Origin of the sequence: Streptomyces sp. NPDC001410, from assembly GCF_042895235.1 — a bacterium.
Taxonomy (GTDB): Bacteria; Actinomycetota; Actinomycetes; order Streptomycetales; family Streptomycetaceae; genus Streptomyces.
In genome coordinates this window covers 143,649-166,640 of sequence record NZ_JBIAWE010000002.1, presented here as the reverse complement: position 1 = coordinate 166,640, position 22,992 = coordinate 143,649, and the positions used below count along the sequence as shown (strand labels likewise).

Genomic DNA, 22,992 nt, shown 5'->3' with positions numbered 1-22,992 from the left:
ACGGGTGGAGCTGATGGAACATACGGAGACGGAAACACCGAGCCGGACCACGTCGTACCGGACCATGACCGCCTTCACCCCGGCCGACGAGGAGCGCCGGCGCGGGGTACGGCGCATGAAGCTGACGGCGGCCGGCCTGCTGCTGTTCGTGGCGGTCGTCTACGTGCTGGCCACCTGGGCCTCGCACGAAGGCGCCGGCCCCTGGGCGGGCTATGTGGCCGCCGCCGCCGAGGCCGGCATGGTCGGCGCCCTGGCCGACTGGTTCGCGGTCACCGCCCTCTTCCGGCACCCCCTCGGGCTGCCCATCCCGCACACCGCGATCATCCCGACCAAGAAGGACCAGCTCGGCGTCTCGCTCGGCGAGTTCGTCGGCGAGAACTTCCTCTCCCAGGACGTCGTACGACAGCGGCTGCGCGCCGTCGGCATCGGCAGCCGGCTCGGCGCCTGGCTCGCCGAACCCGACCACGCCGACCGGGTCACCGCGGAACTGGCCACCGCCCTCAGAGGCGCCCTGACCGTGCTGCGCGACTCCGACGTACAGGCGGTCGTCGCAGAGGCGATCACCCGGCGCGCCGACGCCCAGGAGATCGCACCCGGCATCGGCAAAATGCTGGAGAAGATCGTCGCCGACGGCGGCCACAAACGGGTGGTCGACCTCGTGGTCGCCCGCGCCCACGACTGGCTGGTCATCCACCGGGACGACGTGATGGTCGCCGTGGAGGGCGGCGCACCCGGCTGGACCCCGCGGTTCGTGGACCGGAAGGTCGGCGAACGCGTCTACAAGGAGCTGCTGCGCTTCGTCACCGAGATGCGCGACATGCCCTCCCACCCCGCACGCGGCGCCCTCGACCGCTTCCTCACCGACTTCGCCTCCGACCTCCAGTCCGACACCGACACCCGCGCGCGGGTCGAACGACTCAAGGGCGAGGTGCTGGGCCGCGGCGAGGTGCAGGACCTGATCGCCTCCGCCTGGACGGCCGTACGCTCCATGATCGTCGCCGCGGCCGAGGACGAACGCAGCGAGCTGCGGCTGCGGGTACGGGCCGCCCTGCTCTCCCTGGGCTCCCGGATGGCCGCCGAACCGAAGGTGCAGGAGAAGGTCGACAGCTGGGTCGAGGGCGTGGCCGTGCACATCGTCACGACCTACCGCAAGGAGATCACCTCCCTGATCACCGACACCGTGGCCGGCTGGGACGCCGAGCACACCACCCGCAAGATCGAGGCCCACATCGGCCGCGACCTGCAGTTCATCCGGATCAACGGCACGGTGGTCGGCTCGCTCGCGGGTCTGCTGATCTACGTGATCTCACGGGGGGTCGGAGCCTGACCCCCGCCCCCTCTCCCCGACTCACCCCGACCGCCCAGGAATACTGACCCCATGACCCGCCTGATCCTCGCCACCCGCAACGCCGGAAAGATCACCGAGCTGAGGGCCATCCTCGCCGAAGCAGGCTTGCAGCACGAACTGGTAGGCGCCGACGCCTACCCCGACATCCCCGACGTCAAGGAAACCGGCGTGACGTTCGCGGAGAACGCCTTGCTGAAGGCACACGCCCTGGCCCAGGCCACCGGCCTGCCCGCCGTCGCCGACGACTCCGGCCTCTGCGTCGACGTCCTGAACGGCGCCCCTGGCATCTTCTCCGCCCGCTGGGCGGGACGACATGGGGACGATCGCGCCAACCTGGAGCTGCTGCTGGCCCAGCTGGCCGACATCACGGAGGAGCACCGCGGGGCACACTTCGCTTGCGCGGCAGCGCTGGCGTTGCCGGACGGGAGGGAGCGGGTGGTCGAGGGACAGCTGCGGGGTGTGCTGCGGCATGCTCCGTCCGGCACGAACGGCTTCGGCTACGACCCGATCCTGCAGCCGGAGGGCGAGACGCGGACTTGCGCCGAGCTGAGCCCGGAGGAGAAGAACGCGATCAGCCATCGGGGGAAGGCGTTTCGGGCGTTGGTGCCGGTTGTGCGGGAGTTGCTGGGCTGAGACGCGCCGAGGGGCCGTCCAGACGGACGGCCCCTCGGTGTGCGTGCGGCCGGTGGGATTCGAACCCACACGGGCTTTCGCCCACGGGCTTCTAAGGCCCGCGCGTGCTGCCTATTTCGCCACGGCCGCGTACGCCGCCATGCTACCGGTCAGGTGGTGCTTACTTGCGAGGAACGTCCACGCCCACCTCTGCACCAGGTGCTGGTGGTCGCATGACAGTTCGGACAAAGCAACCGTAAGTTCTCGCGTCGATCGTCGCTCCAGTCCCCGTTGATGTGATCGACCTCCAGGGTCATGGGCTTACCGAGCCACTCGGGGCCGACACCGCACTTGGCGCATTCCTCGGGCACACCAATCTCGCGAAGTGCACGACGCAACTGTGAGGTCTTTGTCCGGCGCTCGCTGTCGTGCCGGATCAGCACCTCTTCAGAACGCTTGGCATTGGCACCACGCTTGCCCCGCTGATGCGCCTGCCCCAGAAAGTGTTCGGTTGTGAGCTGCTCTTCGGCGATCCACTTGCTCAGCATCACGCGCTGCCCGCTGTTAACGGGTCTGTCCAAGCGGCGTAGCACCTCTGCGATGGACATCGACTCGGCGACTGCCGTTCGCAACTCATCAGGTGTGGGCCGCGGCTTCCGACCGCAGGGCCGAAAGTGCGAGACATCGATGTCGAAGTGAGCGAATCGCTGGGCAAGGTATCCCCGGAGGTAGCCATAGGGGCGTGTGCCGAAGAAGGCGATGACCTCGTCGATGTCGGAGCAATGGGCGGCAGCTTCGGTCAGTCGCTCGCGGGTGTACTGCGCGCCACCGTTCATGAGAGGCGACCCTCGGCACGCCCCTTGCCGCGACCGCGGTAACTATCCGTCGTGGAGTGGCAGTTGGGGCAGAGCAAGCGAAGGTTCTCGATCCGATTGTTCTGCCAGTTCCCGTCCCTGTGGTCGACCTCAAGCGGTAACGGTTCTCCCAGCCAGACCGCTTCGGTGCCACACAGAGCGCATCGCTCCGGAACACCTACGGCTGTCATCGCCCACTTGAGCCGGTCACTAGGAATGCGCCGGGCGTGGGCGACCGGCTGCTCGACGAGCAAGGTCTCCGGCGTTCGGGCGCGCCAAGGCTTCCCCCGCTGTGTCGGCACCCGGAAATGCGAGGTGTCAATCCCGTACACCTTGATCCGGCGACTGATGTGGGTGTGGTGGCCGCCGACGACCTCCAGCCCGAGGTGGCGCAGTACCTCGCACATGTTGGTCGATGCCGCGACCGCGCACTCAAGGACCTCCCTCGTCCACTTGACTCCCTCCCGCTCGAAATGCGAGACATCCACCCCCAGCTTCCTCATCCGCCCGAGCACGTACCGCCGCGTCGAACTCTTCGGATCCACCCCCAACCTCTCCAGCGCCTCCGACAACGTCCGCGCCCCCCCGAGCCGCCTCCTCCAGCCGCTCCCTGGTGTACGCACTGACCCCCATCGATCCCCTCCGTTCCGAGCGCGCATTCGCGGCCCGTACGGAGTAACGAACCGTTTATCGGACAGTCACGCCCGGAATGCAGAACGGCCCGCACCAGTCACCTCGGTGCGGGCCGTCGAGCAGCTGAAAGATGCCGACTGGGGCTCAGATACCCAGATCCTTGATGATCTTGGCCACGTGGCCGGTTGCCTTGACGTTGTAGAGGGCTCGTTCGACCTTGCCCTCCTCGTCGACGATCACCGTGGAGCGGATGACTCCGACGACGGTCTTGCCGTAGAGCTTCTTCTCGCCGAAGGCGCCGTATGCCTCCAGGACCTTCTTGTCGGGGTCGGCCACCAGCGTGACCTTCAGGGACTCCTTCTCGCGGAACTTCGCCAGCTTCTCCGGCTTGTCCGGGGAGACGCCGATGACGTCGTAGCCGGCGGAGGCCAGGACCTGGAGGTTGTCCGTGAAGTCGCAGGCCTGCTTGGTGCAGCCGGGAGTCAGGGCCGCGGGGTAGAAGTAGACGATGACCTTGCGGCCCTTGTGGTCCGACAGGGACACCTCGTTGCCGTCGGCGTCGGGCAGGGTGAAGGCGGGGGCCACATCCCCGGGCTGGAGTCGCTCGCTCATCGGTCCAGCGTAACGGGGGGCGTTGCGGCGCGGTGGAGGCTGGAGCTGACAGACTGTCCGGGACAGCATCAGGAGACTTCGGAGGCCGTACGGTGGCGGACACGTCGGACACCAGAACCCCGGCGCAGATCGAGGCGGACATCAGGCGCCGTCGCGAAGTGCTGGCCGAGACGCTCGACGAGATCGGGGTGCGGGTGCATCCGCAGACGATCGTCGCGGACGCCAAGGCCAAGGTCGTCGCCAATATCGATCACACGGTCGGGCGGGCCTACGTCCAGGTCAACCGGGTGGTCAGTGAGGTGCGGGCGCAGTTCGTGGACGAGGAGGGCGCGCCGCGGCTGGAGCGGGTCGTGCCGGTCGCGCTGGTCGTCGTCGGGGTCGTGGGCCTGCTCGCGGTGGGGTCGCGGCGGCGTAAGCGCTGACCAGGGCGGAGACGAGTAGTGGCCCGAGGTCGTACGAGCCCGTCCTAGGCAGGTAGGTTCGAGGCGTGAGCGCCAACAGAAACAGCAACCCTCAGCACGACAAGCTGCCCATCCGGATGCTGCACGACCGGGTTCTCGTGCGGCAGGACGCCGGTGAGGGCGAGCGGAGGTCGGGCGGCGGCATCCTGATTCCCGCGACCGCGGCGGTCGGGCGGCGGCTGGCCTGGGCCGAGGTCGTCGCGGTGGGGCAGAACGTACGGACCGTGGAGCCGGGTGACCGGGTTCTGTTCGATCCGGAGGACCGGGCCGAGGTCGAGGTGCGGGGCGTGGCGTACGTGCTCATGCGGGAGCGTGATCTGCACGCGGTGGCCGCCGACCGGTTCGAGGGCGGCGAGGACTCCACGGGTCTTTATCTCTGATCTTTATCTCTTTGTCTCTGATCAGAAGCTGAGAAGGTGAGGAGGGGCTGGTGACGGTTGTCACCAGCCCCTTTGTCGTTCCCTTGCTATGTTCGAAGGAGCCCGACGAGACGCGCCGTACCGGGATGCAGGCAAAGACGACGCACCGCAGAGAGTCGTCCGTTCGTCTCGGAGGTGTGTGTCGTGGCCTGGGTGCTGCTTGTCGTGGCCGGTCTGCTCGAGGTCGGCTGGTCGATCGGGATGAAGTACACCGACGGGTTCACGCGGGTCGTGCCCAGTGTGCTCACCGGTGCCGGGATCGTCGCCAGCATGGTGCTGCTGTCGTACGCCGCCAGGTCGCTGCCGATCGGTACCGCCTACGGCGTGTGGGTGGGGATCGGGGCGGCCGGGGCGGCGGTGCTCGGCATGGTGGTGCTGGGTGAGCCGGTCACCGCCGCCCGGATCTTCTTCGTCTGTCTGCTGCTGGTCGCCGTGGTGGGGCTTAAGGCGACCAGCGGTCACTGACCCTTCCTAAGGTAGGCCTCCGGCGTCGCCGCCGGTGGTGCCTGTGCCTCCGCCGGGGGTGCCGCCGCCGGTGGTCGTGCCACCGCCGGTGGTGTCTCCGCCGGTGGTCGTGCCGCCGGCCGTGGTGCCGCCGGCCGTGTCGCCCCCGGTGGTGCCGCCGGTGGTGGTGGTCGTACCGCCGTCCGTCGTGCCCCCGGTGGTGGTGCCGCCGGTGGTGGCGCCGCCGGTGGTGGTGCCGTCGGTCGGGGTGCCCGTCGGGCCGCCGTTGTCCTGGCCGCCGGTGGTGGTGGCGCCGCCGGTGTCCTGGCCGCCGTCGGTGGTGGCGCCGTCGGTCGGGGCGTCGGTCGGGGCCTGCGTGCCGGGTGCCTGGACCTCGGCGCCCTGCTGCAGCTGGAGGTCGAAGTCGGTGACCGGCTTGCCCTTGAGGGCGTCCTTGGTGAACTGGGCCCAGATCTGGGTGGGCGCGCCGCCGCCGTTGATGCGCGGCAGGCCCATCGCGCCGTACAGCGGCTTGTGGGCCGCGGTGACCGGGTCCTGGCCCATGACGGAGACGACGGTGGCGAGGTCGGGGGTGTAGCCGGCGAACCAGGCGGCGGTGTCCTCCTCGGCGGTGCCGGTCTTGCCGGCGGCGGGGCGGCCGGCGGCCTGGGCGGCGGTGGCGGTGCCGGACTGGACCACGCTCTGCAGGATGGAGGTGGTGGTGTCGGCGGCCTCGCGGCTGACGGCCTGCTTGACGGGCTCGTCGGGGAGCTTGATCTCCTCTGCGCCGGCCTTGGTGATCTTCTCGATCATCGTGTACGTGCCGTGCTTGCCGTGGTTGGCGAGGGTCGCGTACGACTCCGCCATGTCCAGGACGCTGGCGGTGGCGGTGCCGAGGGCGATGGACGGGTAGGGCTGGAGGTCCTTGGTGTCGGCGGGGACACCGAGGGCCACGGCGGTCTGCTTGACCTTGGACGGGCCGACGTCGACGGCCATCTGCGCGTACACGGAGTTCACCGACAGGTCGGTGGCCTTGCGGACGGTGATGTTGCCGTAGGACTTGGAGTCCTCGTTCTCGGGGGCGTAGGGGCCGCCGCTCCAGCCCTGGACGGTCCGCTTGTTGGTGCCGTCGTAGTAGGTGTTCGGGGTGATGGTCTGGCCGGCCTGGGTGGTCGAGCCGTTCTGGACCGCCGAGGTGAACACGAACGGCTTGAAGGTGGAACCGACCTGGAAGTCACCGCGGGTGGCGCCGTTGGTGTACTGCTTCACGTAGTCGACGCCGCCGTACATGGCGACGACCTTGCCGGTCTTGGGGTCGACGGAGGCGCCGCCGGCGCGGACGGCGTTGTCGACCTTGTTGTTCTTCTTGTCCAGCTTGGACATCAGCTGGTCGTCGACGGCCTTGACGAAGGCGTCCTGCTTGTCCTTCTGGATGGTGGTGGTGATGCGGTAGCCGCCGAGGGCCAGCTTGTCGGGGTCGATGATGTTGTTGGTGGTCAGGTAGTGCTTGACCGCCTCGACGAGGTAGCCGCGCTGGCCGGAGAGACCGGTGGAGATGGTCTGCTCCTTCGGCATGGGGAACTTCATGCCGGCGCGCTTGGTCTCGCTGAGCCAGCCCTTCGTGACCATGCCGTCCAGGACGTAGTTCCAGCGGGCGAGGGCGGCGGGCTTGTTCTCGGGGTGGGCTACGACGTCGTACTCGCTCGGTGCGTTGACGAGGGCGGCGAGGTAGGCGGCGCGGGCCGGGTCGAGGTCGGCGGCGTCCACGCCGTAGTAGGCCTGGGCGGCGGCCTGGATGCCGTAGGCGTTGCGGCCGAAGTAGCTCGTGTTGAGGTAGCCCTCGAGGATCTCGGCCTTGGACTTGTTGCGGTCCAGCTTGATCGAGATGAAGAACTCCTTGGCCTTACGGGTGACCGTCTGTTCCTGGGCCAGGTAGTAGTTCTTCACGTACTGCTGGGTGATCGTCGAGCCGGACTGCTTGCCCTTGCCGGTGGCGGTGTTCCAGCCGGCGCGGAGCATGGCCTTGGGGTCGATGGCGGACTCGGTGTAGAAGTCGCGGTCCTCGGCGGCCAGGACGGCGTGCTGGGCGGCCTTGGAGACCTGGGCGAGGTCGACGTTCTCGCGGTTGATCTGGCCGTCGCGGGCGAGCTGGGAGCCGTCGGCGTAGAGGTAGACGTTGCTCTGCTTGGTGGCGAGGGCGTTGGCGGGCGGGATCTTCACGAGCGAGTAGCCGAGGAAGAACAGGCCGATCACCAGCAGGACGCCGATCACGAACGTGCTCAGCACCATCCGCCAGGTGGGGATGATCCGCCGCCACCCGGTCCGCTTGGGCCGCTTGGGCTTCTTGCCCTTGCCGCCGCCGGGGCCGTCGGGGCCACCAGGGCCGTCGGGACCGCCGGGACCGCCGCTGTCCGCGAGGTGGGCGGGGGGCCCGTCGGGGGTCTGGGTCGTGGAGGTGGTGGAGGTGGAGGTGGCGCGGGCGCCGTGGGCGGCAGCGGGGCCGCCCGCAGCTGCAGCACCGGCACCGGCCGCGGAGGCGGCCGGGGACTTCGGGGCGGCGGAGGCAGAGGCCCCGGCGGCCATGGCGGCGGCGCTCGCCGCAGCACCGCCGGCCGCGGCGGCCTGAGCGGCGGCGCTCCCCTTGCCGGGCCGGTTCGGCCGGTTCGGCTGGCCCGGCTGGGCGGACTGGCTCGGCCGATTCGGCTGCGCCGACTCGGCCTGGCCAGGAGCCTTGATCCGGCGGAGGACCTGCGTGGACTCGGCGGGTGCCGGAGCCTCGCCGGAGGCCTGGGAGGCGGCGGCTCCCTGGTTCCCCTCCTGGGAAGCCCGGGGCGCCTTGATACGCCGGAGGACCTGGGTGCTCTCCGCCGCGTTGGGCTGCTCGGACTCGTGCGACCTGTCGTCCGCCTGGGCCCGCCCGGACTGCTGGGGCACTCCGGCCCGCTGCGACGTCGTGGCCGAGTCGGCCTGCTTCTGGGACTCGTCGGACTTCGCCGAGCCCTGCGACTGCCCGGGGAGCCGGGACCCCACCGATGGCTGGGAGCCCTGGGACTTCTCGAACGGACGGAACTCGGCAGAGCCCTGGGGCTTCTCGGACCCCTGGGCGCTCCCCGCTGCCCGGGGCTTCTCAGCACCCTGGGCCTTGCCGGACGCCTGAGGCCTGTCGGACGACGCCGGGGCCTTGTCGAACGGACGGAACCCGGCAGACCCCTGGGGCTTCTCGGGCCCCTGAGCGTTCCCGGATGCCTGGGACTTCTCAGACCCCTGCGACTCCACGGACGACTCGAACTTCTGGGACTTCTGGGACTCTTCGGCGTCCGTGCCCACCTGGATGCCCCGGCCTTCCGTCCTCCCCGCACGGCTCGCCTGAGCCGCCCGACGAGCCCGCGCGGCCTGGTCGGCACCGGCACCCGGAAGCGACTGACCGCCGGACGTCCGGTCCGCCGCACCCGCCTGTCCCTGGGCACCCCGAGCCGACCCGGCGGCCGAACCCGGACGGTCCTGCTGCGAGCTGCCCTGCTCTCGGCCCCCGTGCTGGCCCTTCCGGTCCCCGGACCCGTCCTTCTCGGCGGCGGTTTCGCCGGCGGGCGTCTTCGGAGTCCGCTCCTCGCGGCTCCGGGCAGTGGACCCCGGCTCTCCGGGCCCTTCAGCCGGCAGCGGTTCTTCTGGGGCCCCACCCTGGGTGTGCTGCTGCGGCTGCGGCTCGTCGCTCATCTCGTGCACGGACTCCTGTTTCGCGTCGTACGTTTCCCGTACGCCTCGTACGCCTTACTAGCGCCCCCGGTTTGAAGACTGTCGCACCTGGCGTTCCGTTCCCGGATTCCGGCACGCTTCCGGGGCGGAAAATGCGTGGCCGGTCGCCGGTCCTCCGGACTAGGCTCCTGCGCTTCGGTGTCGAGCGGTCCAGGGAGGTCGACTGGCGTGGGCGCGGGACGGTTGTACGCGGCCGTCGCGGCGGGTGGATTCAGACGGTACGCGACGTATCGGGCGGCCACTGCGGCAGGGGTGTTCACCAACACGGTCTTCGGGCTGATTCTCGTCTACACCTACCTGGCGCTGTGGGACCAGAAACCGCACCTCGGAGGCTATGACCAGGCGCAGGCGGTCACCTTCGTGTGGCTGGGGCAGGCACTGTACGCGACTTTGTCGATTCAGGGGGGCGGCTTCGAGACCGAGTTCATGGAACGCATCCGTACGGGTGAGGTCGCGATCGATCTGTATCGGCCGGCGGATCTCCAAGTGTGGTGGCTCGCGAACGATTTGGGACGCGCGCTGTTCCAGCTGCTCGGGCGTGGAGTGATCCCGTTCGCCTTCGGGGCGCTGGTGTTCCCGACGGCGCTCCCGGACGATCCGGGCAGGTGGCTGGCCTTCCTGATTTCTGTCGCGCTCGCGATGATCGTCAGCTTCGGCATCCGCTACCTGGTGGCGCTGAGCGGGTTCTGGCTGCTGGACGGCACGGGGGCGCTGCAGACGCTGATGATCACGGGCATCTTCTGTTCGGGGATGGTCCTGCCGCTGAACGCCTTCCCGGGGACGCTCGGTGAGGTCGTACGGGTGCTGCCGTGGGCGGCGCAGCTCCAGGTGCCCGCGGACGTGCTGATGGGCGAGGCCGACCCGCTGCCCGCCTTCGTCTTCCAGGCGGCGTGGGCGGTGGTGCTGCTGGCGGCCGGGCGGCTGGTGCAGACGGCGGCGGCGCGGCGGGTGGTGGTGCAGGGTGGCTGAGTACAACGCCCTGGCTGAGGGGCTGCGCGCCTACCGGTTGATCTCCGGGATGTGGATCCGCTCCACGCTGACCTACCGGGTGTCCTTCGCGATGACCGTGGTCGGTGGTCTGCTGGTGACCGGTCTCGACTTCGTCTCGATCCTGCTGATGTTCTCCCGGGTCGACGTCCTCGGCGGCTGGTCGCTGCCCGAGGTCGCGTTCCTGTACGGGCTGTCGGCGACCTCGTTCGGGTTCGCGGACCTGGCGATCGGCTCGGCGGGCCGGCTGGGCACCCGGGTGCGCGACGGCACGCTCGACACCCTGCTGGTGCGGCCCGCGCCGGTGCTGGCGCAGGTCGCCGCCGACCGGTTCGCGCTGCGCCGGATCAGCCGGATCATGCAGGGGTCGCTGGTGCTGGGCTACGCGCTGGTCGCGTCGGACATCGGCTGGACGCCGGTCAAGGTGCTGATGGTGCCGGGGATGCTGGTCTGCGGCGGGGTGATCTTCTCGGCGGTGTTCGTGGCGGGGGCGGCCTTCCAGTTCGTGGCGCAGGACGCGTCCGAGGTGCAGAACGCGTTCACGTACGGCGGCCAGACGCTGTTGCAGTACCCGCCGACCGTGTTCGGCAAGGAGTTGGTGCGCGGGGTGACGTTCATGCTCCCGCTGGCCTTCGTCAACTGGGTGCCGGCGGCCTATGTGCTGGGGCAGCCGTATCCGCTGGACGGCGTGCCGGAGTGGGCGGCGTTCGCGCCGCCGCTGGTGGCGGTGGTGTGCTGCGCGGCGGCGGGGCTGGCGTGGCGGGTGGGCCTTCGGTCGTATCGGAGTACAGGGAGTTAGCGGTGGACGCGTTCATCGAGGTGGACCGGGTCGAGAAGGTCTTCGAGGTGCGCAGGAGGACCGGGTTCCTGAAGCGGGAGCGGCGGCAGGTGCGGGCGGTGGACTCGATCTCCTTCAGCGTGGCGCGCGGTGAGATGGTCGGCTACATCGGTCCGAACGGGGCCGGGAAGTCGACGACGATCAAGATGCTGACCGGCATCCTGACGCCGAGCGCGGGCCGGCTGCGGGTGGCGGGGATCGATCCCTCGCGGGAGCGGACGCGGCTGGCGCACCGGATCGGGGTGGTGTTCGGGCAGCGGACGACGCTGTGGTGGGACCTGCCGCTGATCGACTCCTACCGGCTGGCGCACCGCATGTACCGCATCCCGGACGCCCGTTACCGGCACAACCTGGACCGCTGCGTGGAACTGCTGGAGCTGGAGGCCCTGTTGGACGTGCCGGTGCGGCAGCTGTCGCTGGGCCAGCGGATGCGCGGGGACATCGCGGCGGCCCTGCTGCACGATCCGGAGGTGCTGTACCTGGACGAGCCGACGATCGGCCTGGATGTGGTGTCGAAGGCGAAGGTGCGGGGTTTCCTGCGGGAGTTGAACGCCGAGCGCGGGACGACGGTGCTGCTGACGACACACGATCTGCAGGACATCGAGCAGGTGTGCTCGCGGGTGATGGTGATCGACCATGGGCGGCTGATGTACGACGGTCCGCTCGCGGGGCTGCACGAGGCCGGGGAGGGCGAGCGGACGCTGGTGGTGGATCTGGAGCGGGAGCTGCCGCCGATCGAGGTGCCGTCGTGCCGGGTGGTGCGGGTGGAGGGGCCGCGGCAGTGGCTGGCGTTCCCGGCGGGGCAGTCGGCGGCGCCGCTGGTGGCGGCCGTCGCGGCCGAGTATCCGCTGGTGGACCTGTCGGTGCGGGAGCCGGACATCGAGGCCGTCATCGCGAAGATGTACGCCGAGAAGGCGGTCTCGTAGGTGTCTTCGCAGGTGGCTTCTCGCGGGCATCTCTTGGGCATCTCTTCGCGGGCATCTTCTCGTAGGCTTCTGCCATGACCGACGACGCAGTGCCGGAACTCCGTGCCTCCGACGCCGACCGTGAGCGGGTCGCCGAGGTCCTGCGGGACGCCGTCGCCGAGGGGCGGCTGGACATGGCGGAGTTCGAGGAGCGGCTGGAGGCGACGTACAAGGCGCGTACGTACGCCGAGCTGACGCCGATCACCCGTGACCTGCCGACCAGCGGGGCCGTGGCGCACGCTCCGGTCTCCTTCACCAAGGAACCGGTGCGGAAGGACGGGAGTTGGGCGGGCCGGATCGTCGGGGGTGAGGGGTCGTCCACGGGGGCGGTCGCCATCATGTCCGGCTTCCAGCGCAAGGGCCGCTGGACGGTGCCGAGGAAGTTCACCGCCTTCGCCTTCTGGGGCGGCGGCGAGATCGATCTGCGGGAGGCGGACTTCGCGGCCGCCGAGGTCCACATCAACTGTGTGGCGATCATGGGCGGGATGCAGGTGATCGTGCCGCCGGGCGTCGAGGTCGTCGTACGCGGGCTCGGCATCATGGGCGGCTTCGAACACCCCAAGGGCGACGAGACGGCCGAACTGGGCGCACCGCGGGTCGTCATCGGCGGCTTCGCCTTCTGGGGCGGGGTCGGCGTCGAGCGCAAGCAGCGGCGCAGGCTCGGCAAGTAATACGCCCCGTGGGTGGGGGCTGAGGTCCCTGGGGCTCCGCCCCAGACCCCGGCCCATGCCCACCCACCACCCGACTCGGTCGGCTGAGAAGGCTACGACGTGCAGACCTTGGTCAGTTCGCCCGCCGCGTCCGTCACCGGGCTGACGTCCGGCGTGTTGTCGCCGTTCTTGATGGCCGTACGGACGTTGTCCACGGCCTTGTTCAGGTTGTCGACCGCCTTGTTGACGTCGGCGTCGTCGGTCTTGTCGCCGATCTTTTCGAGGTTCTTGTCGATCGAGGCGAGGGCCTGGTCGAGCTGCGTCGGGTCGTCCGAGGCCTTCTCCACGGCCGTCTGGAGTTCGGTGACACTGTCGGCGATGGACTCGGCGGTCTGCATGCAGTCCAGAGCCTTGTTCACGGCGTCGCAGCCGGTGGTGAGGCCGGCGGTGAGCGCGGCGGTCGCTATGACGGCGGCGACGGCGGTGAGACGGCCTCGGCGTCGGCTGGCGGCCATGGTGGTGTTCCCTCCCCTGGTGTGGCTGACCGGGCGCACGCTGGTGGTCGTACGCCCGTACCCATAGGGACGTCGGGGAGCGGGTGGGGGTTGCCCTCCCGCACCCCGAGTGTTGGCGCGTCCTTTACTTTTCGAGCGTGGCGGCCAGCGCGGTCTTCTGGATCGCGGTCAGCTCGGTGCAGCCGGTGACGGCGAGGTCGAGCAGGGCGTTCAGTTCCTCGCGGGCGAAGGGCTCGGCCTCGGCGGTGCCCTGGACCTCGACGAAGCGGCCGTCGCCGGTGCAGACGACGTTCATGTCGGTCTCGGCGCGCACGTCCTCCTCGTAGCAGAGGTCGAGGAGCGGCACGCCGCCGACGATGCCGACCGAGACCGCCGACACCGTGCCGGTCAGCGGCTGGCGGCCGGCCCTGATGAGCTTCCTGCCCTGGGCCCAGGAGATGGCGTCGGCGAGGGCGACGTACGCGCCGGTGATGGCCGCCGTGCGCGTGCCGCCGTCGGCCTGGAGGACGTCGCAGTCGAGGACGATGGTGTTCTCGCCGAGCGCCTTGTAGTCGATGACGGCGCGCAGGGAGCGGCCGATGAGCCGGGAGATCTCGTGGGTACGGCCGCCGATCTTGCCCTTGACGGACTCTCGGTCGCCGCGGGTGTTGGTGGCGCGGGGCAGCATGGCGTACTCCGCGGTGACCCAGCCCTCCCCGCTGCCCTTGCGCCAGCGCGGGACGCCTTCGGTGACCGAGGCGGTGCAGAAGACCTTGGTGTCGCCGAAGGAGACGAGGACGGAGCCCTCGGCGTGCTTGCTCCAGCCGCGTTCGATGGTGACCGGGCGGAGCTGTTCGGGGGTGCGGCCGTCGATTCGAGACATGGCCACGAGCCTATCCGGAGTGACACAAGGGGCTCCTCCCGCGGTGGGAAGAGCCCCTTACAGGTGACCCCGGCTCGAACGGGGTCTCACATCATGTCTTCGATCTCCGCGGCGATCGGGTCGGCGTCGGTGCCGATGACGACCTGGATGGCGGTGCCCATCTTGACGACGCCGTGGGCGCCGGCGGCCTTCAGGGCGGCGTCGTCGACCAGCGAGGGGTCCGAGACCTCGGTGCGCAGCCGGGTGATGCAGCCCTCGATCTCCTCGATGTTGTCGATCCCGCCGAGGCCGGCGACGATCTTCTCAGCCTTGCTGGCCATGTTCCTTCTCCCTGATCCGAACCGCTTTGTCGCAGTAACCCACAGTTGGCCCATCTTTGCGAGCGGTCATGCCGTGCGTGCCGAATGATGGCGATCACGACAGCGGAACCGTCCGCCAACTGGTCTACACCACAGTCGGTACGGTCGCCAAACCGCGTCCGAGTCGAGCGGCCCAGGAGGACGTCCATGAGCGCCGACAGCACGGTCAGCCCCGCGCGCGCCCGCTGGAACACCCTCTTCCAGGGCCTGCAGAAGATGGGCCGCAGCCTCCAGCTGCCGATCGCGGTGCTGCCGGCGGCGGGCATCCTGAACCGGCTGGGACAGCCGGACGTGTTCGGGGTCGACGGCCTGGGCTGGACGAACGTCTCGAAGGTGATGAAGGGGGCGGGCGGCGCGCTGCTCGACGGCTCGATCGGCCTTCCGCTGCTGTTCTGTGTGGGCGTCGCGATCGGCATGGCCCGCAAGTCGGACGGCTCGACGGCGCTCGCGGCGGTGGCGGGCTTCCTCGTCTACTACGGCGTGCTGCACCAGTTCCCGGAGCAGTGCCCGGTCGGCTCGAAGACGATCCCGGACGTCGGCTGCCAGGTCGAGGCAGGGGCGGTGAGCACCTTCACCTTCCAGAACCCGGGTGTCTTCGGCGGCATCGTCCTGGGTCTGCTGGCCGCGTTCTTCTGGGCCCGCTTCCACCGCACCAAGCTGGTGGACTGGCTGGGCTTCTTCAACGGCCGCCGGCTGGTCCCGATCATCATGTCGTTCGTCGCCATCGTCTTCGCGGCGGTGTGCCTGTGGATCTGGCCACCGGTCGGCGACGCTCTTGAGAGCTTCAGTCACTGGCTTCGGGACGCCGGGCCGTGGGGCGCGGGCATCTTCGGCGTCGCGAACCGGGGGCTGCTCGTCATCGGCCTGCACCAGTTCCTGAACGTGCCCATCTGGTTCCAGTTCGGCAGTTACACGACGCCCGACGGCAAGGTCGTGCACGGCGACATCAACATGTTCCTGGCGGGCGACCCGAACGCGGGCCAGTTCACCTCGGGCTTCTTCCCGATCATGATGTTCGCGCTGCCGGCGGCCGCGCTGGCGATGACCCACTGCGCGCGGCCGAACCGCCGCAAGGAGGTGGGCGGCCTGATGCTCTCGGTGGCACTGACCTCGTTCGTGACCGGCATCACCGAGCCGATCGAGTACTCGTTCCTGTTCATCGCGCCCCTGCTGTACGCGGTCCACGCGGTGCTCACCGGGGTGTCGATGGCGGTGACCTGGGGGCTCGGGGTGCACGACGGCTTCAGCTTCTCGGCCGGTCTCATCGACTACATCATCAACTGGAACCTGGCCACCAAACCGTGGCTGATCATCCCGATCGGCCTGTGCTTCGCGGCCGTCTACTACGTCATCTTCCGGTTCGCCATCACGAAGTTCGACCTCCGAACACCCGGCCGCGAACCCGAGGATCAGGTCGAGGACGTCACAAAGGTCTGACACCCCGTCCGAGTTGGGCCCCCGGAACAGCCGGTCCGGGGGCCTTTCGGCGTCCCCGCCGGCGGGCTCTGTGACCAGCACAGCGCGTAACCCCACGACAGCGGATTGACGGGTTCCTTATACCGCCTTCACCGTGCTACAACAGGTCTACACCACTGAGTGGTGTAGACCAGAGACGCTGCCGTCCCCTTCATGGTTCCCGGGCGGCGCCTTGCCCCCCTGGAGGAACTTGTGACCACGGCCAGCGCCGCTCCCGCGGCGGAGAAGAAGAAGGGTGCCGGGGCGATGGCTGTACTGCAGCGCATCGGCCGCTCCCTGATGCTGCCGGTGGCGGTGCTGCCCGCCGCCGCCCTCCTGGTGCGTCTGGGCAACACGGACATGCTGGGTGACCCGAACTACCCGGCGTTCCTCACGAAGATCGCCTCCTTCATGGCGGCCGGCGGCAACGCGATCCTCGACAACATGGCGCTGCTGTTCGCCGTGGGCATCGCGATCGGCTTCGCGAAGAAGTCGGACGGCTCGACGGCGCTCGCCGCGGTGGTCGGCTACCTGGTCTTCAAGAACGTGCTCGGCACGTTCACCGACCCGAGCCTGCCGAAGAAGGAAGCCGTCGTCGACGGCAAGGTCGCCATGGTGGAGCAGGCTGTGGACGCCAAGGTCCTCGGCGGCGTGGTGATGGGCATCGTCGTGGCCCTGCTCTACCAGCGCTTCTACCGCACCAAGCTGCCCGACTGGGCGGGCTTCTTCGGCGGCCGCCGCCTCGTCCCGATCCTGTCCGCCTTCGCGGGCCTGCTCATCGGCATCGTCTTCGGCTACATCTGGCCGGTCCTCGGCACGGGCCTGCACAACTTCGGCGAGTGGCTGGTGGGCTCGGGGGCCGTCGGCGCGGGCATCTTCGGCGTCGCCAACCGTGCACTGATCCCGATCGGCATGCACCACCTGCTGAACTCCTTCCCGTGGTTCCAGGCGGGCGACTACCACGGCAAGAGCGGCGACATCGCGCGCTTCCTGGCCGGCGACCCGCACGCGGGCCAGTTCATGACCGGCTTCTTCCCGATCATGATGTTCGGCCTCCCGGCCGCCTGCCTCGCCATCGTGCACTGCGCCCGCCCGGAGCGCCGCAAGGTGGTCGGCGGCATGATGTTCTCGCTCGCGCTGACCAGCTTCGTCACCGGCGTCACCGAGCCGATCGAGTTCACCTTCATGTTCATCGCGCCGGTCCTGTACGCCATCCACGCGGTCCTCACCGGCATCTCCCTGGCGCTGACCTGGTCGCTGGGCATGCGGGACGGCTTCGGCTTCTCGGCCGGCGCGGTCGACTTCGGTCTGAACTTCGGCATCGCGAGCAACCCCCTGGGGCTGGTCGTGGTCGGCCTGTGCTTCGCGGTGGTCTACTACGCGGTCTTCCGCTTCGCGATCATCAAGTTCAACCTGCCCACGCCGGGCCGCGAGTCCGACGAGGAACTCGCCGAACTGCAGAAGGCCGAGGCCAAGTAGGCCGGCCCCGCACACCCCGAAGGCCCCCGGAGCCGGTACGGCTCCGGGGGCCTTCTCGTGCCTTGGGGTGGGGTCAGATCTCGTACGTGACCCGCGGCGCGGCCAGCTCCACCGGCCCCGCGAAGACCTCGCGCGCGTCCGCGAGGTTGACCTGCGGGTCCGTCCACGGCGGGATGTGGGTGAGGACCAGCCGGCGGGCGCCCGCGCGGGCCGCCGCCTCGCCCGCCTCACGGCCGTTGAGGTGCAGGTCGGGGATGTTCTCCTTGCCGTGCGTGAACGCCGCCTCGCACAGGAACAGGTCGGTGCCGCGGGCCAGCTCGTCCAGCGCCTCGCTGACGCCCGTGTCGCCGGAGTACGTCAGGGACTTTCCGCCGTGCTCGATGCGGATGGCGTACGCCTCCACGGGGTGCCTGACCCGCTCGGTGTGCACGGTGAACGGGCCGATCTCGAACGTGGACGGCTTGACCGTGTGGAAGTCGAAGACCTCGCTCATGGAGGAGGCGGAGGGGGTGTCGGCGTAGGCCGTGGTCAGACGGTGTTCGGTGCCTTCAGGGCCGTAGACCGGGACCGGGTCGCAGCGGCCGCCTTCGTGACGGTAGTAGCGCGCGACGAAGTACCCGAGCATGTCGATGCAGTGATCGGCGTGCAGATGACTCAGGAAGATGGCGTCGAGGTCGTAGAGACCGCAGTGGCGCTGCAACTCGCCGAGGGCGCCGTTGCCCATGTCGAGGAGCAGCCGGAAGCCGTCGGCCTCGACGAGGTAGCTCGAGCAGGCCGATTCCGCGGACGGGAACGACCCCGAGCAGCCGACGACGGTGAGCTTCATGAAGCAGAAACCTCCGTTGGCGGAAACCGATGGGCGGGATGCGAGGAGAGGGGTCGGGAAGGGGGCAGACGGGGGTCGTGCGGTTTGTTGAGCGTAAGGCGCAAAAGGGCCGGTCGCTCCTCCGCCAGGGGCCGTTGTGGGCGAACTCACCTGTGGTGTCACCGGATCGGCTGGACCGGGGGCGCAGGTAGCTCACAAGAGGGCGCGCGCCGCCGAGCGCACGCCGGTAACGTCGTCCGTATGGACACGTCATGGTGGCTGGCGCTCGCGGCGGTGGTACTGCTCGCGCTGGTCGCCACGCTCGTCGACGGCTGGGGCCGGGGCCGCCGGCCCGGCGGGCGCCGGCTGCGTCCGCCCGAGCGCCCCGGCGGCCGGGCCCGGGTGACGACACGTCCGCACCCGGGGGACATCTGGTGGGCCAACGTGCCCTACGAGGACCGCGCCGACGTAAAGGACCGGCCCTGTCTGGTGCTGTCCGTACGCGGCAACCGGGCCACGGTCGCGAAGATCACCAGCAAGTACCACGACGAGCGCGCCGGGGTGATCCCGCTGCCGCCCGGCTCGGTCGGCGACGCCCACGGCCGGCCCAGCTTCCTGCAGACGGACGAGCTGCGGGAGGTGCCGTTCGGCGATTTCCGCCGCCGGGTGGGCGTGGTCGACCCGGTCCTGTGGGACCAGGTCAGGCACCTCGCCGGCTAGCCGCCGGCTAGTTCACCGTCACGGTGACCTTCCACTCCTCGATGCCCTTGCAGGAGACCTGGCCGGGGGCCGTGGGCTCGGGGCACAAGGGGCGGGAGGACGTCAGCTCGGCCTTTCCGGCCGCCACCGCCTGGTAGGCGGCGCTCGCGTCGCCCGGCTGGAGGACGAAGCCCGCGTTGATCGCCTTCAGGGCGGTGCCGCTCGCCGCGACCGGCTTCCAGGGGCGGCTCCTGGTCCCGTCGAGGGTGAGCCGCAGCTCGCCGCCCTTGGACAGGCAGACGGTACGGCCGTTGTCGGCGGCGGTCAGCTCCACGTGGGTGACGCAGTGGCCGCCGGACGACGGGGCGGACGCCGAGGGCGACACCTTGCCGTTGTCGCCGCTGCCGCTGCCGTTGTCCCCGCCGCTCTGGGAGCCGCAGCCCGCGAGCAGCAGCGCTGCCGCCGCGAGGGCGACGGTCGTCGTACGGCGCATGGGGGTCCGCCTTTCTGCCGTGGCCGGCCGGCCTGCCGGTCTCCTGGTGCAGATGAGACGTACCACCGGCACGGACGGATCCCGCACCCGGAAGGCTTTCTTCCGGGTGCGGGATCCGGTTGCCGTACGGCTCAGCCGGTCGTCAGGGCGGTGTCGTCCACGACGAAGCTGGTCTGGAGGGAGGAGTCCTCCACCCCGCTGAACTTCAGGGTGACCGTCTGACCCGCGAACGAGGACAGGTCGAAGGTCTTCTGCGCGTACCCGGAGGCGGCGTTGAGGTTCGAGTAGGTCGCCAGGGTCGTCGAACCGGCGGTCACCGTCAGCTTGTCGTACGCGGTGCTGCTGGTGGTCTCGGCGGTGTCGATGTGCAGGTAGAAGGTGAAGCTGGCCTTGCAGCCGGACGGGACGGTCACCGACTGGGACAGCGTGTCGGTGTGCGAGGAGCCGTACCCGTCGAGCCAGGCCTTGTAGGAACCGCCGTGCGCGGCCTCACCGGAGTCGTTGGTGATGACGCCGCTGCTCGCGGTCCAGGTGGTGTTGCCCGACTCGAAGCCCGCGTTGCCGAGCAGCTGGGCCGAGGTGCAGGTGCCGCCGGAGGAGCCGACCGTCCAGGTGAAGGAGGTCGAGCCGGAGGCGCCGGTGGAGTCGGTCGCGGTGACCGTGACCTGGTAGGTGCCCGCGGTGGACGCCGTACCGGAGATCAGGCCGGAGGAGCTGCTGATGGACAGGCCGGTCGGCAGGCCGGAGGCGCTGTAGGTCAGGGTCGCGCCCGCGCTGTCGGTGGCGTGGATCTGCAGGCTGGCCGAGCCGCCGGTGGTGGTCGACTGGCTGCCCGGGTTGGTGACGGTCACCGTGTTGCCGGTGCTGGTGCCGGCGGTGAAGGCGGTGGTGCCGTTCGGGGTGCCCCAGCCGGTCGGGCCGTCGTAACCGGTGCCCGCGGTGCAGAAGTACGAGGTGGAGCAGGAGCCGTTGCTGCCGCTGGTCACGTCGTACAGGTTGCTCGTGTGGGAGTACGGGTACTTCGCCGGGTAGTCACTGGAGCCCGGGGTGCCCGCGAGGGCGTAGACGCCGGCGACGATCGGGGCGGAGGCGCTGGTGCCGCCGTAGACCGCCCAGCCGGAGCCGCCGTAGGTGTCGTAGACCGCCACACCGGTGGCCGGGTCGGCGACCGCGGAGACGTCGGCCTCCATGCGCTTGGAGCAGCCGGTGTCGGTCTGCCAGCTCGGCTTCGGGTCGTACGCCGAGCAGCCGGAGCCGGTGCCCTCGGTGGAGCTGGTGTGCCACACCGACTCGCTCCAGCCACGGGAGTTGGAGGCGGTGGTGAGCGCGGTGCCGCCGACGGCGGTCACGTACTGGGAGGTCGCCGGGTACTCGGCGCCGTAGGCGGAGTCACCGGAGGAGACGGTGATGGCGACGCCCGGGTGCTTGAAGTACTGGGTGTCCTCGGTGGTCTGGGAGGAGGACTCGGAGCCGCCCCAGCTGTTGGAGACGACCTTGGCGCCGAGGGTGACGGCCTCGTTCTCGGCGATGCCGAGGTCGGTGTCGTTCGCCGAGTTCGCCTCGACCAGGACGATGTTGCAGTTCGGGCAGACCGCGCTGACCATGTCGAGGTCGAGCGCCTCCTCACCGGCCCAGCCGGTGTCGTTGGTCGGCAGCGAGGTGGTGGAGCCGGTCTGGCTGACCTGCTTGAAGCAGCCGTTGGCCTTGGTGCACGCGGACAGGCCGTAGGTGGAGCGGTAAGTGGCCAGGTCCGCTTCGGCGTTGGGGTCGTTGTAGGCGTCGACGATGGCGACGGTCAGGCCGGAGCCGCCCGTCGAGGGCAGGTTGTAGGCGCTGTGCAGGTTGGCCGGGGAGAGGCCGGAGGGCGCGGCGGCGGCGAGCGCCGAGGCGAGCCGCTGCTTGATGTCGGTGCGGCGCTGGGCGAAGCAGGACGCGTGGCCCGGCTTGGCGGTGGCGCACAGACGGGTCGTCGGGACCTTCTGCCCGGCCTTGCCGGTCGAGTGGAAGATCTGGTGCTCGGGGGCGGTCAGAGCCTTGGCGTTCTGCGCGGCCCGGGAGATGTGGGGCGCGGGAGCGGCGGCGGCCTGGGCCCCGGCCGTCGGTGCCGCCGCCAGTCCGGCGACGGTCAGGGCGAGGGCGGGGAGGGCGACGGAGACGAGTCTTCGCAGACTCCGTCTCCGCCCGCTCGGGCGTGACTCACGCATGGGTACTGCCTCCATGGGGAAGTGGGGTTTCTCGCTCTGGGTGGGCAGGCCCGTGACGCGCGTAGCGGCGGCAGTACCGCGCAATCATGAGCATGACACTTCAGACGCCCCGTATGCCGGATGAGCGTGACATGACAGGGTGCGGGAGGACCGTAGCCCTGGCCCGAGCGTCACCGGCAGTACCGGAGGGCATTCTTTGCCCCTCCATAGGAGGGGATTGGCCCCCTCATAGGAGGGGGCTGGCGTGCGCTTGAGGCGGGCTATGCCCAGAGCTGGCCCTGGAGCGTCTCGATGGCCTCCTCGGTGGTGGCCGCCGTGTAGACGCCGGTGGAGAGGTACTTCCAGCCGCCGTCGGCCACGATGAAGACGATGTCGGCGCTCTCGCCGGCCTTCACCGCCTTCCTGCCGACGCCGATCGCCGCGTGCAGGGCGGCACCGGTGGAGACGCCCGCGAAGATGCCCTCCTGCTGCAGGAGTTCACGGGTGCGGGTGACCGCGTCGGCGGAGCCGACCGAGAAGCGGGTGGTGAGCACGGAGGCGTCGTACAGCTCCGGCACGAAGCCCTCGTCGAGGTTGCGCAGGCCGTAGACCAGGTCGTCGTAGCGCGGTTCGGCGGCGACGATCTTCACGTCCGGCTTGTGCTCGCGCAGGTAGCGGCCGACGCCCATCAGGGTGCCGGTGGTGCCGAGGCCCGCGACGAAGTGGGTGATGGAGGGGAGGTCGGCGAGGATCTCCGGGCCGGTCGTCGCGTAGTGGGCGCCCGCGTTGTCCGGGTTGCCGTACTGGTAGAGCATCACCCAGTCGGGGTGCTCGGCGGCCAGCTCCTTGGCCACGCGCACGGCGGTGTTGGAGCCGCCCGCGGCAGGCGAGGAGATGATCTCGGCGCCCCACATGCCGAGCAGGTCCCGGCGCTCCTGCGAGGTGTTCTCGGGCATCACGCACACCATGCGGTAGCCCTTGAGCTTCGCCGCCATGGCCAGGGAGATGCCCGTGTTGCCGGAGGTCGGCTCCAGGATCGTGCAGCCCGGGGTGAGCCGGCCGTCCTTCTCCGCCTGCTCGATCATGTGCAGGGCCGGGCGGTCCTTGACCGAGCCGGTCGGGTTGCGGTCCTCCAGCTTGGCCCAGATGCGGACGTCCGGGGACGGCGACAACCGCGGCAGGCGCACCAGGGGGGTGTTGCCCACCGCGGCCAGCGGGGAGTCGTAGCGCATGCCGGTCTCAGGCCATGCCGCCGGCCACGGCCGGCAGGATCGTCACGGTGTCGCCGTCGGACAGCTTGGTGTCGATGCCGTCGACGAAGCGGACGTCCTCGTCGTTCAGGTACACGTTGACGAAGCGGCGCAGCTGGCCGTTGTCCACGATGCGGGCCAGGATGCCCGCGTGCCGGGTCTCGAGGTCGGTGAACAGGTCGGCGAGGGTCTCACCGCTGCCCTCCACCGCCTTCTGGCCGTCGGTGTACTGGCGGAGGATGGTCGGGATGCGGACCTCGATGGCCATGGCTCAGGGCTCCTGTCGGAAAGGGTTGGTTCGTCGAATCGGTGTGGG

At 69.8% G+C, this 22,992-nt stretch carries 22 protein-coding genes, 1 tRNA gene, 2 pseudogenes and 1 riboswitch; of the genes and pseudogenes, 12 read left to right on the top strand and 13 right to left on the bottom strand.

What is annotated here, in order from left to right:
* Positions 1-13 precede the first annotated feature (13 nt).
* A complete protein-coding gene (locus tag ACFY3C_RS04265; RefSeq protein WP_390769633.1) occupies positions 14-1,327 on the top strand; it encodes a DUF445 domain-containing protein in 1,314 nt (437 codons plus the stop codon).
* 51 nt (positions 1,328-1,378) lie between these two features.
* Entirely contained in the window at positions 1,379-1,981 is a 603-nt protein-coding gene (gene rdgB, locus ACFY3C_RS04260) for an RdgB/HAM1 family non-canonical purine NTP pyrophosphatase (RefSeq protein WP_390769632.1), read from the top strand.
* A gap of 44 nt (positions 1,982-2,025) precedes the next feature.
* On the opposite strand, the gene ACFY3C_RS04255 is transcribed toward rdgB, so the two are convergent.
* The 4 genes and pseudogenes from ACFY3C_RS04255 to bcp all read right to left on the bottom strand — a co-directional run bounded on the left by ACFY3C_RS04255 (position 2,026) and on the right by bcp (position 4,059).
* Positions 2,026-2,110, bottom strand: a tRNA-Leu gene (locus tag ACFY3C_RS04255).
* A 20-nt stretch (positions 2,111-2,130) separates the two neighbouring features.
* Positions 2,131-2,796: an HNH endonuclease signature motif containing protein gene (locus ACFY3C_RS04250; protein WP_390769631.1), complete on the bottom strand. Its 666-nt coding sequence runs from the start codon at positions 2,794-2,796 to the stop codon at positions 2,131-2,133.
* Positions 2,793-3,447, bottom strand: a pseudogene (locus ACFY3C_RS04245) (HNH endonuclease signature motif containing protein). Before ACFY3C_RS04245 ends, ACFY3C_RS04250 begins: the two are co-directional and overlap by 4 nt.
* 144 nt (positions 3,448-3,591) lie before the next feature.
* The gene (bcp, locus tag ACFY3C_RS04240; RefSeq protein ID WP_386581747.1) at positions 3,592-4,059 is read right to left on the bottom strand and encodes a thioredoxin-dependent thiol peroxidase; all 468 of its coding nucleotides are present in this window, start codon (positions 4,057-4,059) and stop codon (positions 3,592-3,594) included.
* A 92-nt stretch (positions 4,060-4,151) separates the two neighbouring features.
* Between bcp and ACFY3C_RS04235 the strand changes: the two genes are divergently transcribed.
* The 3 genes from ACFY3C_RS04235 (at position 4,152) to ACFY3C_RS04225 (ending at position 5,404) form a co-directional block, all read left to right on the top strand.
* Positions 4,152-4,481, top strand: coding sequence for a DUF3618 domain-containing protein (locus ACFY3C_RS04235; RefSeq protein ID WP_386581746.1), 330 nt, complete (start codon positions 4,152-4,154; stop codon positions 4,479-4,481).
* A gap of 116 nt (positions 4,482-4,597) precedes the next feature.
* A complete protein-coding gene (locus tag ACFY3C_RS04230) occupies positions 4,598-4,900 on the top strand; it encodes a GroES family chaperonin (RefSeq protein ID WP_385165896.1) in 303 nt (100 codons plus the stop codon).
* Between the two features lie 76 nt (positions 4,901-4,976).
* A riboswitch (guanidine-III (ykkC-III) riboswitch) is annotated at positions 4,977-5,047 on the top strand.
* Positions 5,048-5,083: 36 nt separating this feature from the next.
* The gene (locus ACFY3C_RS04225; protein ID WP_336116338.1) at positions 5,084-5,404 is read left to right on the top strand and encodes a multidrug efflux SMR transporter; all 321 of its coding nucleotides are present in this window, start codon (positions 5,084-5,086) and stop codon (positions 5,402-5,404) included.
* Between the two features lie 6 nt (positions 5,405-5,410).
* Here the strand turns inward: ACFY3C_RS04225 and ACFY3C_RS04220 are convergent, their stop codons facing one another.
* Positions 5,411-7,966, bottom strand: coding sequence for a transglycosylase domain-containing protein (locus ACFY3C_RS04220; protein ID WP_390769927.1), 2,556 nt, complete (start codon positions 7,964-7,966; stop codon positions 5,411-5,413).
* A gap of 1,338 nt (positions 7,967-9,304) precedes the next feature.
* Between ACFY3C_RS04220 and ACFY3C_RS04215 the strand changes: the two genes are divergently transcribed.
* From ACFY3C_RS04215 to ACFY3C_RS04200, 4 genes and pseudogenes are all read left to right on the top strand, one after another.
* On the top strand, positions 9,305-10,105 hold the full coding sequence (locus ACFY3C_RS04215) for an ABC transporter permease (protein ID WP_386581745.1): 801 nt from the start codon (positions 9,305-9,307) through the stop codon (positions 10,103-10,105).
* A gap of 49 nt (positions 10,106-10,154) precedes the next feature.
* Entirely contained in the window at positions 10,155-10,922 is a 768-nt protein-coding gene (locus ACFY3C_RS04210) for an ABC transporter permease (protein ID WP_386581772.1), read from the top strand.
* Positions 10,880-11,887 (top strand): ATP-binding cassette domain-containing protein, encoded by a 1,008-nt coding sequence (locus ACFY3C_RS04205; RefSeq protein ID WP_390769630.1) that lies wholly within the window; start codon positions 10,880-10,882, stop codon positions 11,885-11,887. The genes ACFY3C_RS04210 and ACFY3C_RS04205 overlap by 43 nt, the downstream gene beginning before the upstream one ends.
* A gap of 74 nt (positions 11,888-11,961) precedes the next feature.
* Positions 11,962-12,582, top strand: a pseudogene (locus ACFY3C_RS04200) (DUF1707 domain-containing protein); the annotation flags it as partial.
* Between the two features lie 107 nt (positions 12,583-12,689).
* Here the strand turns inward: ACFY3C_RS04200 and ACFY3C_RS04195 are convergent.
* The 3 genes from ACFY3C_RS04195 to ACFY3C_RS04185 all read right to left on the bottom strand — a co-directional run bounded on the left by ACFY3C_RS04195 (position 12,690) and on the right by ACFY3C_RS04185 (position 14,273).
* Positions 12,690-13,091: a hypothetical protein gene (locus tag ACFY3C_RS04195; protein WP_390769629.1), complete on the bottom strand. Its 402-nt coding sequence runs from the start codon at positions 13,089-13,091 to the stop codon at positions 12,690-12,692.
* Positions 13,092-13,215: 124 nt separating this feature from the next.
* Positions 13,216-13,953, bottom strand: coding sequence for a ribonuclease PH (rph, locus tag ACFY3C_RS04190; protein WP_386581740.1), 738 nt, complete (start codon positions 13,951-13,953; stop codon positions 13,216-13,218).
* A gap of 86 nt (positions 13,954-14,039) precedes the next feature.
* Positions 14,040-14,273, bottom strand: a complete 234-nt coding sequence (locus tag ACFY3C_RS04185; protein WP_366010034.1) for a PTS glucose/sucrose transporter subunit IIB — start codon at positions 14,271-14,273, stop codon at positions 14,040-14,042.
* 186 nt (positions 14,274-14,459) lie between these two features.
* Here ACFY3C_RS04185 and ACFY3C_RS04180 point away from each other — a divergent pair, with 186 nt between their 5' ends.
* Complete coding sequence (locus tag ACFY3C_RS04180) at positions 14,460-15,749, top strand: PTS transporter subunit EIIC (protein WP_390769628.1); 1,290 nt, start codon at positions 14,460-14,462, stop codon at positions 15,747-15,749.
* Between the two features lie 231 nt (positions 15,750-15,980).
* On the top strand, positions 15,981-17,246 hold the full coding sequence (locus ACFY3C_RS04175) for a PTS transporter subunit EIIC (RefSeq protein WP_386582060.1): 1,266 nt from the start codon (positions 15,981-15,983) through the stop codon (positions 17,244-17,246).
* A 73-nt stretch (positions 17,247-17,319) separates the two neighbouring features.
* Here the strand turns inward: ACFY3C_RS04175 and ACFY3C_RS04170 are convergent, their stop codons facing one another.
* Complete coding sequence (locus ACFY3C_RS04170) at positions 17,320-18,072, bottom strand: MBL fold metallo-hydrolase (protein WP_390769627.1); 753 nt, start codon at positions 18,070-18,072, stop codon at positions 17,320-17,322.
* 240 nt (positions 18,073-18,312) lie between these two features.
* On the opposite strand from ACFY3C_RS04170, the gene ACFY3C_RS04165 reads away from it, so the two are divergent.
* The gene (locus ACFY3C_RS04165) at positions 18,313-18,771 is read left to right on the top strand and encodes a type II toxin-antitoxin system PemK/MazF family toxin (protein WP_390769626.1); all 459 of its coding nucleotides are present in this window, start codon (positions 18,313-18,315) and stop codon (positions 18,769-18,771) included.
* Positions 18,772-18,778: 7 nt separating this feature from the next.
* Here ACFY3C_RS04165 and ACFY3C_RS04160 read toward each other — a convergent pair whose 3' ends face one another.
* The 4 genes from ACFY3C_RS04160 to ACFY3C_RS04145 form a co-directional block, all read right to left on the bottom strand.
* Complete coding sequence (locus ACFY3C_RS04160; protein WP_390769625.1) at positions 18,779-19,243, bottom strand: hypothetical protein; 465 nt, start codon at positions 19,241-19,243, stop codon at positions 18,779-18,781.
* 131 nt (positions 19,244-19,374) lie between these two features.
* Positions 19,375-21,447: a putative Ig domain-containing protein gene (locus ACFY3C_RS04155; protein ID WP_390769624.1), complete on the bottom strand. Its 2,073-nt coding sequence runs from the start codon at positions 21,445-21,447 to the stop codon at positions 19,375-19,377.
* 260 nt (positions 21,448-21,707) lie between these two features.
* Positions 21,708-22,658 (bottom strand): PLP-dependent cysteine synthase family protein, encoded by a 951-nt coding sequence (locus ACFY3C_RS04150; protein WP_386580928.1) that lies wholly within the window; start codon positions 22,656-22,658, stop codon positions 21,708-21,710.
* A 7-nt stretch (positions 22,659-22,665) separates the two neighbouring features.
* A complete protein-coding gene (locus ACFY3C_RS04145; protein WP_386580927.1) occupies positions 22,666-22,944 on the bottom strand; it encodes a MoaD/ThiS family protein in 279 nt (92 codons plus the stop codon).
* Positions 22,945-22,992: the final 48 nt, after the last annotated feature.